Here is a 12,777-nt window from a genome sequence, read left to right on the forward strand (position 1 = left end):
GATTCCCTGACGTTACCCTATTGCAATTTAAAAACGCAAGTCTCAATATGAGCCCAGTCTTATTTTTCTTAGGGTGAACGGTCTATGGACGGCTCCTTATTCTCCTTCCGAATGGTGGTTCGTGCGGTGGCAATGATCCTGCTGGCGACAATGTTTTTCATCACCATCAAAAACAGTGTGGTGATCAGTAAAGGCAATGAACGCATTCAAGCCAATCAGTTGGAAACGCTGACCAAAGTACTGATCACGCAGGCCTCGTTGTCAGCAAGCAGCATGATTGCCGATCAAGATCAGGAACGCTTATTGGCATTAACCAATCAACTGGCCCAAGAGCGTTTGGTGTTTGATGCCACCATTTACGATGCTGAAGGGGTGAAACTGGCCGCCAGCGACGCCGCGCTCAGTGTGCGCGAAGTGTTGGGATTGGATACACCATTGCAAACTGCCGCCATAGGCCGTCAACAACTGGTCGAGCCGGTGATGCACGATGGCAGTTTGATTGGCTTTGTACGCATCACGTTTGAAACCGGCAAAGTGACCGCAATTTCTGATCATCACTATCGCAAAAGCGATCGTTACATGTATTTGATGCTATTGATGAGCTTTATCAGTGGCATGTTGCTGACACTGCTGCTGCGTCGCCAACCCAAAAGCAAAGGGGAAAACTTGCTGCTGAAAAACGTCGGCTAACCTCATGGGTCATGCACAAAAAAACCTCAGCCTAGGCTGAGGTTTTTGTTTTTTTATCGCTTCGAGCGACTTAGTAACCAGCTTGATCGCCAATCAGCACAGAATCCAACGCGATTTCAATCATTTCGTTGAACGTGTTTTGACGCTCTTCTGATGTGGTTTGCTCACCGGTTTTGATGTGGTCAGACACGGTACAGATCGCCAGTGCTTTCGCGCCGTATTCTGCGGCAACGCCGTAGATGCCTGCCGCTTCCATTTCCACACCCACAATGCCGTATTTATCCATCACATCGAACATCGATGGATCTGGTGTGTAGAACAGTTCTGCAGAGAACAAGTTGCCCACTTTCACGTCGATACCGCGTGCTTTCGCCGCTTCTTCTGCCGCTTTCACCATTTTGTAATCGGCGATTGCAGAGAAATCGTGGTCTTTGAAACGGATACGGTTCACTTTAGAGTCGGTACAAGCACCCATACCAATCACCACATCACGCACTTTGATGTCTTCGTTGACCGCGCCGCAGCTACCAACACGGATGATTTTCTTCACGCCGAAGTCTTTCACCAGCTCAGTCACGTAGATTGAGCAAGATGGAATGCCCATGCCGTGGCCCATGACTGACACTTTGCGGCCTTTGTAAGTCCCTGTGTAACCATACATATTGCGCACGTCGCAAACCTGAACAACATCGTCTAAGAAAGTTTCTGCGATGTACTTCGCGCGCAGCGGGTCACCCGGCATGAGTACAACATCAGCAAAATCGCCCATCTCAGCATTGATATGTGGAGTAGCCATGTGTGTTTTCCTTTGTTTCGTTTACCCAATCATCGGGTAAATCTTAATCGTTGATTCTTATTTCTGCTCACAGGCATTGAAAGAGTTGCCTACAGGCAGTGAAATAGTTGCCCGCAGACGTGACACGTTCATGACGCGTTCACGCCTGCGGCGCGGGTTTACAGAAAGTTTTTACCGTAGTCCATTGCTGACGTACCGAAGTAGCTCGCCAGCGTTTGGCCGATGTCAGCAAAGGTGTCACGTTGGCCCAGAGAGCCCGGTTTCACTTTTTTGCCGTACACAATCACGGGAATGTGTTCACGCGTGTGGTCAGTGCCCGGCCAAGTTGGATCACAGCCATGGTCCGCGGTCAGGATCAGCAGGTCATCGTCTTGCATCAGTTCCAGCACTTGTGGCAGGCGCTTGTCGAAGTATTCCAATGCCGCAGCATAGCCAGCAACATCACGGCGGTGGCCGTAAGCGGAATCGAAATCGACGAAGTTGGTGAACACGATGGTGTTGTCACCGGCTGCAGAAATCTGCTCCAACGTCGCATCAAACAGCGCCGGAATGCCAGTCGCTTTCACTTTCTTAGTGATGCCGCAGTTGGCGTAGATATCAGCAATCTTACCGATCGATACCACGTGGCCTTGTTTCTCATCGACCAGTTTTTGCAGCACGGTCGCTGAAGGCGGCTCAACGGACAAGTCGCGACGGTTACCGGTTCGTTCAAAGTGACCTTTGCCCGGGCCAATAAATGGGCGCGCGATCACGCGGCCAATGTTGTAATCTTCCAGCTCTTCACGCGCGATTTGGCACAGTTCCAGCAAGCGATCAAGACCAAACGTCTCTTCGTGACACGCAATTTGGAAGACGGAGTCTGCTGACGTGTAGAAAATCGGACGACCGGTTTTCATGTGCTCTTCACCCAGGTCATCCAGCACTTGCGTGCCCGATGCGTGGCAGTTGCCCAAGAATCCGTCGAGACCCGCGCGCGCCAGAATGCGATCGGTTAGCGCTTTCGGGAAGCTGTTTTGTTTGTCGCTGAAGTAACCCCATTCAAACAGAACCGGCACCCCAGCGATTTCCCAGTGACCAGACGGAGTGTCTTTACCAGACGACAGTTCCGACGCATGACCGTAAGCACCGATGATGTCTGCACGCTCATCCAAGCCCGGCGCGAAACGACCCGTTGACTCTTTGTGGGCCATCGCCAGACCCAACTTAGACAAGTTAGGTAGCGTCAGTGGACCTTTGCGATTGGCGTTGTCCGCGTCGCCGGCGGCACACTGATCGGCGATGTGACCGAGTGTGTCTGCACCCACATCACCAAATACTTCTGCATCCGGTGCCGCGCCAATACCGAAAGAATCTAAAACTAAAATAAATGCTCTTTTCATTGCTCACTCCTCGCCGAAACTACACGTCTTCTTCACGAATCTGACGGTACACTTCCGGAGTTGGTACATACTCTCCGCCCACTTTAATTGCACGTTGTAATGCGTTGGCAGCGTCTTGCCACTGCGCTTCCGTGCGGGCGTGAATCATTGCTAAAGGTTTATTGCTGTCGGCCACCTCACCCAGACGAATAAACTGGTCAAAGCCGACCGCGTAATCGATCTTGTCTGTCGCCACACGGCGTCCGCCGCCCATGCCGACCACCGCCATACCGATCGCGCGCGTGTCCATCGCAGACACCACGCCGCTTTGCTCGGTATAGACAGGTTTAATAATCTCTGCTTTGTCAAGGTAGTTGTCGTAGTTCGCCACAAAATCAGCAGGGCCACCAAGACCGGCCACCATTTTGCCAAAGCGTTCCGCCGCTTGGCCGTTATCCAACACCGCTTGCAGTTTAGCGCGCGCATCGGTGGTGTCTTGGGCCAATTTACCCAGCACCAGCATTTCAGCGCACGACGCCATGGTCACTTCAAACAAGCGTGGGTTACGGTATTCCCCGGTGAGGAAGCGCACCGCTTCGCGCACTTCCACGGCATTCCCCGCCGATGAAGCCAACACTTGGTTCATGTCGGTCAGAATTGCGGTGGTTTTGGTGCCCGCACCGTTGGCCACAGCCACGATAGATTTCGCCAGCTCTTCCGACGCTTCGTAAGTCGGCATGAACGCGCCAGAACCCACCTTGACGTCCATCACCAGCGATTCCAAACCTGCCGCTAATTTTTTCGACAAAATGGAAGCCGTGATGAGCGAAATGTTGTCGACGGTGGCGGTGATATCACGCGTCGCGTAAACACGTTTATCCGCGGGGGCCAAATCGCCGGTTTGACCGATGATGGCCACGCCAGCCTCTTTGGTGACTTTGCCGAACACGTCGTTGGTTGGGGTAATGTTGTAGCCTGGAATCGATTCCAGTTTATCCAGCGTACCACCGGTGTGGCCAAGGCCACGGCCAGAGATCATCGGCACGTACCCCCCACATGCTGCCACCATTGGGCCAAGCATCAGTGAGGTCACATCGCCCACACCGCCAGTGGAGTGTTTGTCGACGATCGGGCCATCAAAATTCATGTGGCTCCAGTCAATCACCATGCCGGAATCGCGCATTGCACAAGTCAGCGCAATCCGTTCTGGCATGGTCATTTCACGAAAGAACACCGCCATCGCAAAGGCTGCGATTTGGCCTTCAGAAACCGTATTGTTTGCGACACCCTGAATAAAGAAGTTGATCTCTTCTGCGGTCAGGACTTCCCCATCACGTTTTCTGCGAATAATTTCTTGAGGTAAATACATGAGTGCCTCCCAAGCTCTGAATCAGAGCCATGGTCTAGTCGTGTAGAGTGAATTGTTGGTGGCGCAGCGCGCCACCTCAGACGCAAAACGAATTAGTACGCTGCAGGATCTGCAGTTTCGTTGGTCACTTCTAATGTATTTAGGAGATTGGTCAGTAGGCTTGATGCACCAAAACGGTAGTGACGGCTGTCGACCCAGTTGTCACCCAGCAGTTCATCCGCCATAGCCAGATACAGCGCTGCATCTTCTGCAGTACGAACGCCGCCCGCAGGTTTGAAACCGACGCTTTTCGCAACACCCATGTCACGAATCACTTCCAGCATCATGCGCGCGTATTCAGGCGTTGCATTCACTGGCACTTTACCGGTTGATGTTTTGATGAAGTCGGCACCCGCTTCAATACAGATTTGAGAGGCTTTTTTGATCAGCGCTTCTTCTTTCAGTTCACCGGTTTCGATGATCACTTTCAAAAGCACAGTGTCGCCACAAGCCTCTTTACATTGTTTCACCAGGTCAAAACCAACCTGTTCATTGCCTGCCATCAGAGCACGGTATGGGAACACCACGTCAACTTCGTCTGCACCGTAAGCCACAGCAGCTTTGGTTTCAGCGACTGCAATTTCCACATCGTCATTCCCGTGTGGGAAGTTAGTCACGGTTGCAATACGAACGTCAGGTGTACCTTGCTCACGAAGGGTCTTCTTAGCAATAGGAATAAAGCGAGGGTAGATGCAGATCGCAGCGGTGTTACCGACTGGGCTCTTCGCATCATGACAAAGCTGGATCACTTTCGCATCCGTGTCATCATCATTCAGCGTGGTCAGGTCCATCAGTTTAAGTGCACGTAGTGCTGCTGCTTTTAAATCGCTCATTTCTATCTCCGATCAATAGTTTCAAATAGTTCACCGTCCAACCACCAGCGTTTGCTTCGTGGCGGACAGTCACAAATGAACGGACTTGGTTCCTTGAAGACTCGGTGCGACGCACCAATTGCTATCCCTGTCACCGCACAGTACCAAATTTGGTCTATGGCACAACAATCTGCGATTGTGGTGTCTAACGTATACAGACAACTCGCGTTGCCACAGCGTGAATAATACTCCATGTATTCATTCATGCTAGCTAAAAAACTTCTCAATCAACCATTGATAAGTTACACCACCGATGTAGACACCGACGATCCCCATGACACCCGGTAACACCGGTGGCGCAGGAATCGGAAGTTTGATGGCAGAAAACAGGATTCCAACCACAACCCCAGCCAGGGTTGCAAGGACAACATCATTCATGAGGTTTACCCTATTTTCTCTAGATGTATACAGTATAGATATTCGTCGCAAAACTGTAGTGCCGTTGCTAGAGCAAACGGTTTGTATCTCAAAATAATTCCCCATCGAAACGAGGTTCAGCCCTTGTCGGCGCTAGATTTTGCATGCAATCCATTACACGCACCCTCTTCATTTTCGATGGTCAGAAAACAAAAAAACCCCGCAGCAATCTCTTGCTACGGGGTGATGTTAAACGGCGTCTATATAATCTTTCTCTACAAACTTAGAAAGACAGGAAGAAGCCAGCAATGGTTGCTGCCATCAGGTTAGATAGCGTACCAGCAGCCACAGCTTTCATACCGAAACGTGCGATGTCGTGACGACGGTTTGGTGCAATACCACCTAGGCCACCCAGCAGAATCGCGATTGAAGATAGGTTCGCGAAACCACACAGAGCGAAGGAGATGATTGCTTGCGTCTTCTCAGACATCACTGCACCTGTTGATGCCAGTACCTGAGCGTTTTCGCCCACGTATGGTACAAAGTTCAGGTAAGCAACGAATTCGTTCACAACAATTTTCTGACCGATGAACGAGCCTGCCAATGTCGCTTCAGACCAAGGCACACCGATAACGAATGCCAGAGGAGAGAAGATCCAACCCAGAATCAGTTCCAGAGTCAGTTGAGGCATGCCGAACCAACCACCGATACCACCCAGAAGGCCGTTGATCAGTGCGATCAGACCGATGAACGCCAGCAGCATTGCGCCGATGTTCAGCGCCAGTTGTAGACCCATAGACGCACCGCCCGCCGCAGCGTCGATCACGTTTGCAGGTTTGTCATCACCACCGTCGATGTCTACTGTGCCCAGTTCTTCATCTGGCGCTTCAGTTTCAGGTTTGATGATTTTCGCGAACAACAGACCGCCTGGTGCCGCCATGAATGATGCTGCAACCAAGTATTCTAGAGGCACACCCATCGATGCGTAACCCGCCAGTACACCACCAGCAACCGATGCCAAACCACCACACATAACGGCGAATAGTTCAGACTGAGTCATTTTTGGAACAAACGGACGTACAACCAGTGGCGCTTCAGTTTGACCGACGAAGATGTTTGCTGCAGCAGACATCGATTCAGCACGTGAAGTACCCAGTGCTTTTTGCAGGCCACCACCCAGAATCTTGATAACCCACTGCATCACACCCAGGTAGTAAAGAACTGAGATCAGTGCAGAGAAGAAGATTACGGTTGGTAGAACTTGGAATGCAAAGATGAAACCGATACCGTCAACAGAGAAGTTAACAAGGCTGCCGAATAGGAAACCAATACCGTCTTTACCATAGTCGATAACGCTCTGAACACCAGCAGAGAAACCTGCCAGTAGATCACGACCCCAAGGGACGTAAAGAACGAAACCACCGAGTGCGAATTGGATAGCGAATGCGCCACCCACGGTTCTAATTTTAATAGCTTTACGGTTATCAGACAGTAGTACTGCGATTGCAATAAGTACTGCCATACCGACTAGGCTCATAAACAGGCTCATAGTTTATGACTTCCTTCTATGTTTAATGTTGGCGTGTTACAAATTGGAGCTGAAAAGCGGGGCAATTATACTCACCCCTAAACCCTTAAAGTAATGCACCCCTCACACTTTCTAATAAGATTAACTTTGCGTTCATTCATTTGTGTGAATCCGGTCACCCTTTAATGGCGCAATTCGCATTCACCCTACAAATGATTTAGTAATCTTTCACAAATAGAAAACACAGAATTGCTATTTTTCCAAACTGCACTAGCAACCGATTGCTTATCCATATTTTGCAGTAAAACGAGCGCATCGAGCACTTTTGGCAGTTGGCTTGGGTGATTGGCTTGCCCTTGATAGCCGTGTAACGGCATATCAGGGGCGTCCGTTTCGAGCACTAAATGCTCGATGGGTAGTGCCGCAATCGCACGGCGCGTCTTGTTGGCTCGGGGGTATGTGATGCCGCCACCGACGCCGATTTTGAAGCCCAAATCGATAAATTGCCGCGCTTGCTGCTCGCTGCCAGAAAACGCATGCAACACGCCGCCGCCCGAGAATTTTGATTGCTTCAGCAATTGCAGTAGGCGGTTGTGCGTTTGACGACTGTGCAAAATCACGGGCAATTGCGCGGCCTGAGCCAAGGCCAACTGCCCCAACAAGAGGCGTTCTTGAATGCGCGCATCGACATCAACCACGCCGTCGAGCCCAATCTCGCCGACGGCCACACACGCGGCGCTACGCTCTGTGAGTGCCTGTTCCAGATGCATTAACGGTTGCTCGCCGAGCGACGTCAAGAAATAAGGATGGAAACCGAGCGCGTAGTAAAGCATTGCGGGGAAATCGGCCGCGAGTTGCTGCACTCGCGACCAGTTTTGCGGTCCGATGGCGGGGATCAGAATGCGTTCAACCCCCTGACTTTGCGCTTTGGCGAGTTCGCCGGCTACATCGCCGCGAAACTCGTCAAAATCAAAGTGGCAATGGGTATCGAACAGCGGAAAATCAGGCTTGGTCGCGGTCTTGTTCATGCACCGGATCTTTACGGTAAGGCACACAGCACCGTTTTTGTTCCGGCGTCAGCCCCATCGACTGACACCAAGCGTCGTAGCGCGCGATCATTGCTTTCATCCATGCCCACATAGCTCTCTCCTGCTGCGTCTGATTTACTGCTCTTCGCGTTTGAAGACCAATTCCGTTGCGCTCGATTCGTCAGGGACGAAGTAGTACCCCGCGGTATCAAACGCTTCCAGTTGTTTCACCGAAGCAATCCGGTTCTCAATGATATACCGGGCCATCATGCCCCGCGCTTTTTTGGCGTAGAAACTGATCACTTTGTATTGGCCGTTCTTGCAGTCTTTAAACACCGGTGTGATCACCTGAGCATCCAACTGTTTGGTGTTGACCGCTTTGAAGTATTCATTGGATGCCAGATTGACCAGCACGTTGTCGCCTTGCGCTGCAATCGCTTCATTGAGCGTGTCAGTGATGATGTTGCCCCAGAACTGGTACAAGTTGGCTCCGCGCTCATTGGCAAGCTTGGTGCCCATTTCAAGGCGATACGGCTGCATTAAATCAAGCGGCTTGAGCAAACCATACAAACCTGACAGCATACGCAGGTGATCTTGCGCGAAACTTAAATCATCGTCCGTGAGGGTGTCGGCTTCTAGCCCTGTGTAAACATCGCCTTTAAACGCAAAAATCGCCTGACGCGCGTTGTCGAAAGTGAATGTTTCACACCACTCAGCAAAGCGGGCAACGTTGAGGCCGGCAATTTTGTCGCTGACCTTCATCAGTGCTGAAATATCCGCAGGCGTCAACTGACGACACACATCAATCAGCACTTTGGCATGTTGAGTCAGTTCCGGTTGCGTGTGGCGCTCACTTGGCAGTGGCGAGTCATAGTCCAGTGTCTTTGCAGGGGAAACTACAATCAGCATCGTTTTATCCTAATTCTTTGATGGGTTGAGCTGACAATAGCCTACAAAAAAAGCCATGCATTGTCTGCATGGCTTTTCCAATCTCTGATATTGATGCTATCTATTAAGACTTCTTGGTGTTGTCCCAAATGCCCTCTTCCAGCTGAGATTTCAGCTCAGGGTATTCGTTCGCATCAAAGGTCGGCACTTTGCCGGCTTTCAACTGGCGGTTGTAGTCTTTCGCCAGCTTAATCACAATGCCAGACAGCAGCAGAATCGCCACCAAGTTGACAATCGCCATCAAGCCCATCGACACATCTGCCATCGACCATACGGTCGGCAGCGTGGCCAGTGAACCGAACATCACCATGCCAAGGAACACCAAACGGAAGATCACCAGACCGCGTTTGTTGTTGTGCTCCAAGAAAATCAGGTTGGTTTCAGCATACGAGTAGTTGGCAATGATCGAGGTAAATGCGAAGAAGAAAATCGCAAAGGCCACGAAAATAGAGCCCCAACTGCCCACTTGCGAACTGAGCGCACGCTGGGTCAGCTCGATGCCGGTAATTTCACCGTGTGGCACGTACTCACCCGACATCAAAATGATGGCAACAGTCGCAGAACAGATCACGATGGTATCCACAAACACGCCCAGCATTTGCACATAACCTTGAGACGCCGGGTGTGGCGGATACGGCGTTGCCGATGCTGCCGCGTTTGGCGCAGAACCCATACCGGCTTCGTTCGAGAACAAACCGCGTTTCACACCGTTGATCATCGCTTGTGCAATGGCGTAGCCCAAACCACCCGCGGCGGCTTGTTGGAAGCCAAACGCGCTCTTGATCACCAAGCTAAATACTTCAGGCAATTTCTCAAGGTTCATGAACACGACAAACAGCGCAATCGCAATGTACGCCAGCGCCATAAACGGCACGATGATTTCTGCGGTACGGGCAATCTTACGGATACCACCGAAGATCACAAACGCCGACAAACACACAATCGCGATGCCCACATACATTGGCTCGTAGCCAAATGCAGTGTTCATTGCGCTGGAAATGGAGTTCGCTTGTACCGCGTTAAACACCAAGCCAAACGCAATGATTAGGAAGATAGAGAATAGGATGCCCATCCAGCGCATGCCCAAACCTTTTTCCATGTAATACGCCGGACCACCGCGGTAGTTGCCGTCTTTATCTCGTGTTTTGTACAGCTGAGCCAGTGTACTTTCCGCAAATGAAGTCGCCATCCCGAGGCACGCCGTCATCCACATCCAGAAAATCGCACCAGGACCACCAGCGGTTAACGCCACAGCCACACCGGCCATGTTACCGGTGCCCACGCGAGCAGCAAGACTGGTACAAAGGGCTTGGAAAGAAGAAATACCAGCGTTGTCCTCTTTTCGGCTGTTCTTCAACACGCTGAACATGTGGCCGAAATGACGGAATTGGATAAAGCCTAAACGTAGAGTGAAGTAAATACCCACACCCACTAAAAGATAAACCAGAATCGATCCCCAAAGCAGATCGTTCATTAAGTTAATTAAGTCTGTCACAAGAACCTCTCGTAGAGTGATTGCGCTGATCTGAGTGTCACTCAGCATGACAAATGCACTTTCGCATCCCGCGAAGTTATCTGAATTGTGGTTACATTTGATGCCATTAAGCCAGCCGAAAAGGCTGTCCAAATAAACCAGCGTATTTTTTGACGGGCGGATAATGCAACCTGAGGTGGCAAAAATCAATATGCAATGTATTGCTTTTGATTGTTATTTTTTACTATAAAATCACCATTCATTAACACGCAACCAATCAAACCAGCTACAACAACAGAGCAAAATACTATCTTTTTCGCAACATTTCAGAGCAAAAAGCAACCATAAAAACCTTATTGCATAAAGTTAATCTCACCCCCTGAGAATAAAGGGGTTCGACGTTCAGGCAGGGAAATTTGTCAGTAAAAAGTCATATTTTGAAATCAATTGGACATTTATTAACCACTCAATCATTCCACCGCGAACTCGTCAACACCTTTTTAACAACCGCTTGAACGCAATAAAAACGTTTGCGCGATTCAACTGCTGCTTTTTTACTCAAAAATTTGGCCTAAAAACTGTGAATCACAGTAAAAAAACTCATCAAAGCTTCATCCAAACGAAACAAATGAGAAACAAATCAAAGTTACGCTTCGGCTAACTGTGCTATTTAGACAGCACTCATGAAATGATGACAACGACAATGAGGCTAGATTATGGATGACTTGCACTTCGATGAACTGTTGGATAGGGAAATCACGAAGATCCGCGCGAACCGAGCCAAACCGGTCAAGCGTATGTGGAGAGAAATCGAAGCCATTCGTGATAAGAAGCGACTGGAAAAAGAGCTTCTCGATATGGATATTTGTCTGGAGATCAACGACATCAAATTATGAAATAAAAAGGCACCTTCGGGTGCCTTTTTATTACCGTACATTGACTGGCATCAGGTGCATTCAGATTCGCTTTTACGGACGCGACGCGCCAATTGCGCGAACCGCTCGGCGATGGTTTCCCCAAACACCGGATCGTCTTCATTCTCATTCCATTGTGATTCGACGTTCTGCCAATCGCTGACCGTAAAGGTACGGTTGATCAGCGGTAAAATGGACTGTTCTTCCATCTCCAAGTGGCGGCGCTGCGCATCGATAAACGCTTCCAGCTTCTCAATGATCACCGCTTGAGGCACCACGGCATCTTGCAAAATCATCTCCACGATATCGAGAAACGCATGCGTCTGCTCAGACAACGTCACGTGTTCCTTCTCCAAATCGGCCACGGTTTGAAGCTCACCATAATGCGCCATATAGTAGCGGTAGATGATGTCCTCTTTCGGGTGATGGACCGTTTCGGAGTGACTGCCCAGGTAATCCACGATTTCTTTTACCAAGGTATAATTGATGGCCTGTTCGGATTTGAGCAATTTCAGCTTGTCACGCAGAATCGCCAGTAACCGAGTCATATAGCCATGCTCGCGTCTGATTCTCTCAATCATCATCGTGTTTCTCCCTTACACATACTTTCTGTAAGTGTATATAAGGTTTCAAAAACACGCTTTGATTCTGGTCGAAAAAACGCCAATCTATCGGTTAATCGAGGTGCGGTTGCCAATCGATCGAGGCTTTGCCTTGTGCTTCAAGCAACTGATTGGTTTGCGAAAAGTGGCGACACCCTAAAAAGCCACGATGCGCTGATAACGGGGACGGGTGCGGCGCCATCAGCACATGATGACGCTGACGATCAATCATACGGCCTTTCTTCTGAGCATGTGCTCCCCACAACAAGAACACGATGCCTTCGCCATTCTGATTGAGCGCATCGATCACACGATCCGTAAAGGTTTCCCAGCCCGTGTTGGCATGCGAATGAGCTTTGCCCTGCTCCACCGTCAAGACGGTGTTGAGTAAGAGAACGCCTTGATCAGCCCAGCTTTTGAGGTAACCGTGATTGGGGATTTGAAAACCGGGAATATCTTGCGCCAGCTCTTTATACATGTTGACTAAAGAGGGCGGTGTTTTGATGCCGGGTTGCACAGAAAAACACAGCCCGTGTGCCTGATTCGGCCCATGGTAAGGATCTTGGCCCAGAATCACCACTTTGACTTGGTCAAATTCGGTGTAGCGAAAGGCGTTAAACACATCTTTGGCCGGCGGGAAAATCACCTTCCCCGCGTGTCGCTCCGCTTCCACAAATGCCAGTGTGTGCTGAAAATAGTCTTGCTGTTTCTCGGTGCCAATAACGTCATGCCAAGTCAGTGACTGAGTCATAAAAGATCCTTATTCCTTGAACAATAAGGGCGATTGTACCCTGATTTGCTC

General features: G+C 50.1%; 14 protein-coding genes. 2 read left to right on the plus strand and 12 right to left on the minus strand.

The genetic code is table 11. The annotated features are described in order from the left end of the window. The first annotated feature begins 84 nt into the window (after positions 1 to 84). Positions 85 to 690: a YtjB family periplasmic protein gene (locus tag ACF8PK_RS19780; protein WP_014205714.1), complete on the plus strand. Its 606-nt coding sequence runs from the start codon at positions 85 to 87 to the stop codon at positions 688 to 690. A 70-nt stretch (positions 691 to 760) separates the two neighbouring features. Here ACF8PK_RS19780 and deoD read toward each other — a convergent pair whose 3' ends face one another. The 10 genes from deoD to ACF8PK_RS19830 form a co-directional block, all read right to left on the minus strand. Further along, positions 761 to 1,486, minus strand: a complete 726-nt coding sequence (gene deoD, locus ACF8PK_RS19785; protein WP_004729579.1) for a purine-nucleoside phosphorylase — start codon at positions 1,484 to 1,486, stop codon at positions 761 to 763. A 158-nt stretch (positions 1,487 to 1,644) separates the two neighbouring features. After that, complete coding sequence (gene deoB / locus ACF8PK_RS19790) at positions 1,645 to 2,865, minus strand: phosphopentomutase (RefSeq protein WP_392443205.1); 1,221 nt, start codon at positions 2,863 to 2,865, stop codon at positions 1,645 to 1,647. 19 nt (positions 2,866 to 2,884) lie between these two features. Then, positions 2,885 to 4,213 (minus strand): thymidine phosphorylase, encoded by a 1,329-nt coding sequence (gene deoA / locus ACF8PK_RS19795; RefSeq protein WP_392443207.1) that lies wholly within the window; start codon positions 4,211 to 4,213, stop codon positions 2,885 to 2,887. Positions 4,214 to 4,305: 92 nt separating this feature from the next. Continuing rightward, a complete protein-coding gene (gene deoC, locus ACF8PK_RS19800; protein ID WP_392443209.1) occupies positions 4,306 to 5,085 on the minus strand; it encodes a deoxyribose-phosphate aldolase in 780 nt (259 codons plus the stop codon). Positions 5,086 to 5,331: 246 nt separating this feature from the next. Then, the gene (locus tag ACF8PK_RS19805) at positions 5,332 to 5,502 is read right to left on the minus strand and encodes a XapX domain-containing protein (RefSeq protein ID WP_004729583.1); all 171 of its coding nucleotides are present in this window, start codon (positions 5,500 to 5,502) and stop codon (positions 5,332 to 5,334) included. Between the two features lie 262 nt (positions 5,503 to 5,764). Further along, positions 5,765 to 7,030 (minus strand): NupC/NupG family nucleoside CNT transporter, encoded by a 1,266-nt coding sequence (locus ACF8PK_RS19810; RefSeq protein ID WP_014205716.1) that lies wholly within the window; start codon positions 7,028 to 7,030, stop codon positions 5,765 to 5,767. Between the two features lie 185 nt (positions 7,031 to 7,215). Continuing rightward, positions 7,216 to 8,037 carry a TatD family hydrolase gene (locus ACF8PK_RS19815; RefSeq protein ID WP_392443213.1) on the minus strand — a complete coding sequence of 274 codons (822 nt, stop codon included), beginning with the start codon at positions 8,035 to 8,037 and terminating at the stop codon, positions 7,216 to 7,218. Further along, positions 8,012 to 8,149: a hypothetical protein gene (locus ACF8PK_RS19820; RefSeq protein WP_014205718.1), complete on the minus strand. Its 138-nt coding sequence runs from the start codon at positions 8,147 to 8,149 to the stop codon at positions 8,012 to 8,014. Before ACF8PK_RS19820 ends, ACF8PK_RS19815 begins: the two co-directional genes overlap by 26 nt. 23 nt (positions 8,150 to 8,172) lie before the next feature. Beyond that, complete coding sequence (gene yaaA / locus ACF8PK_RS19825) at positions 8,173 to 8,946, minus strand: peroxide stress protein YaaA (protein WP_238770394.1); 774 nt, start codon at positions 8,944 to 8,946, stop codon at positions 8,173 to 8,175. A gap of 103 nt (positions 8,947 to 9,049) precedes the next feature. Next, entirely contained in the window at positions 9,050 to 10,480 is a 1,431-nt protein-coding gene (locus ACF8PK_RS19830) for a sodium:alanine symporter family protein (protein WP_055465992.1), read from the minus strand. A gap of 695 nt (positions 10,481 to 11,175) precedes the next feature. Between ACF8PK_RS19830 and ACF8PK_RS19835 the strand changes: the two genes are divergently transcribed. Next, the gene (locus ACF8PK_RS19835) at positions 11,176 to 11,355 is read left to right on the plus strand and encodes a DUF3545 family protein (RefSeq protein ID WP_004724158.1); all 180 of its coding nucleotides are present in this window, start codon (positions 11,176 to 11,178) and stop codon (positions 11,353 to 11,355) included. Positions 11,356 to 11,405: 50 nt separating this feature from the next. Here the strand turns inward: ACF8PK_RS19835 and ACF8PK_RS19840 are convergent, their stop codons facing one another. Together ACF8PK_RS19840 and ung are read right to left on the minus strand one after the other, a co-directional pair. After that, positions 11,406 to 11,957 carry a hemerythrin domain-containing protein gene (locus ACF8PK_RS19840; RefSeq protein WP_014205722.1) on the minus strand — a complete coding sequence of 184 codons (552 nt, stop codon included), beginning with the start codon at positions 11,955 to 11,957 and terminating at the stop codon, positions 11,406 to 11,408. Between the two features lie 91 nt (positions 11,958 to 12,048). After that, positions 12,049 to 12,726 carry a uracil-DNA glycosylase gene (gene ung / locus ACF8PK_RS19845; protein ID WP_392443218.1) on the minus strand — a complete coding sequence of 226 codons (678 nt, stop codon included), beginning with the start codon at positions 12,724 to 12,726 and terminating at the stop codon, positions 12,049 to 12,051. Positions 12,727 to 12,777 lie beyond the last annotated feature (51 nt).

The sequence above is a fragment of the Vibrio sp. CJQ_6 genome (assembly GCF_043106745.1).
Taxonomy (GTDB): Bacteria; Pseudomonadota; Gammaproteobacteria; order Enterobacterales; family Vibrionaceae; genus Vibrio; species Vibrio furnissii.

Excerpts from the sequence above, each read along its gene's own strand:
- ACF8PK_RS19810 (WP_014205716.1), bottom strand. The coding sequence starts at position 7,030 with ATGAGCCTGTTTATGAGCCTAGTCGGTATGGCAGTACTTATTGCAATC.
- ACF8PK_RS19780 (WP_014205714.1), top strand. The coding sequence starts at position 85 with ATGGACGGCTCCTTATTCTCCTTCCGAATGGTGGTTCGTGCGGTGGCA.
- ACF8PK_RS19820 (WP_014205718.1), bottom strand. The coding sequence starts at position 8,149 with ATGTGGGCATGGATGAAAGCAATGATCGCGCGCTACGACGCTTGGTGT.
- deoB (WP_392443205.1), bottom strand. The coding sequence starts at position 2,865 with ATGAAAAGAGCATTTATTTTAGTTTTAGATTCTTTCGGTATTGGCGCG.
- yaaA (WP_238770394.1), bottom strand. The coding sequence starts at position 8,946 with ATGCTGATTGTAGTTTCCCCTGCAAAGACACTGGACTATGACTCGCCA.
- deoD (WP_004729579.1), bottom strand. The coding sequence starts at position 1,486 with ATGGCTACTCCACATATCAATGCTGAGATGGGCGATTTTGCTGATGTT.
- ACF8PK_RS19805 (WP_004729583.1), bottom strand. The coding sequence starts at position 5,502 with ATGAATGATGTTGTCCTTGCAACCCTGGCTGGGGTTGTGGTTGGAATC.
- ACF8PK_RS19840 (WP_014205722.1), bottom strand. The coding sequence starts at position 11,957 with ATGATGATTGAGAGAATCAGACGCGAGCATGGCTATATGACTCGGTTA.
- deoC (WP_392443209.1), bottom strand. The coding sequence starts at position 5,085 with ATGAGCGATTTAAAAGCAGCAGCACTACGTGCACTTAAACTGATGGAC.
- deoA (WP_392443207.1), bottom strand. The coding sequence starts at position 4,213 with ATGTATTTACCTCAAGAAATTATTCGCAGAAAACGTGATGGGGAAGTC.
- ung (WP_392443218.1), bottom strand. The coding sequence starts at position 12,726 with ATGACTCAGTCACTGACTTGGCATGACGTTATTGGCACCGAGAAACAG.
- ACF8PK_RS19815 (WP_392443213.1), bottom strand. The coding sequence starts at position 8,037 with ATGAACAAGACCGCGACCAAGCCTGATTTTCCGCTGTTCGATACCCAT.
- ACF8PK_RS19835 (WP_004724158.1), top strand. The coding sequence starts at position 11,176 with ATGGATGACTTGCACTTCGATGAACTGTTGGATAGGGAAATCACGAAG.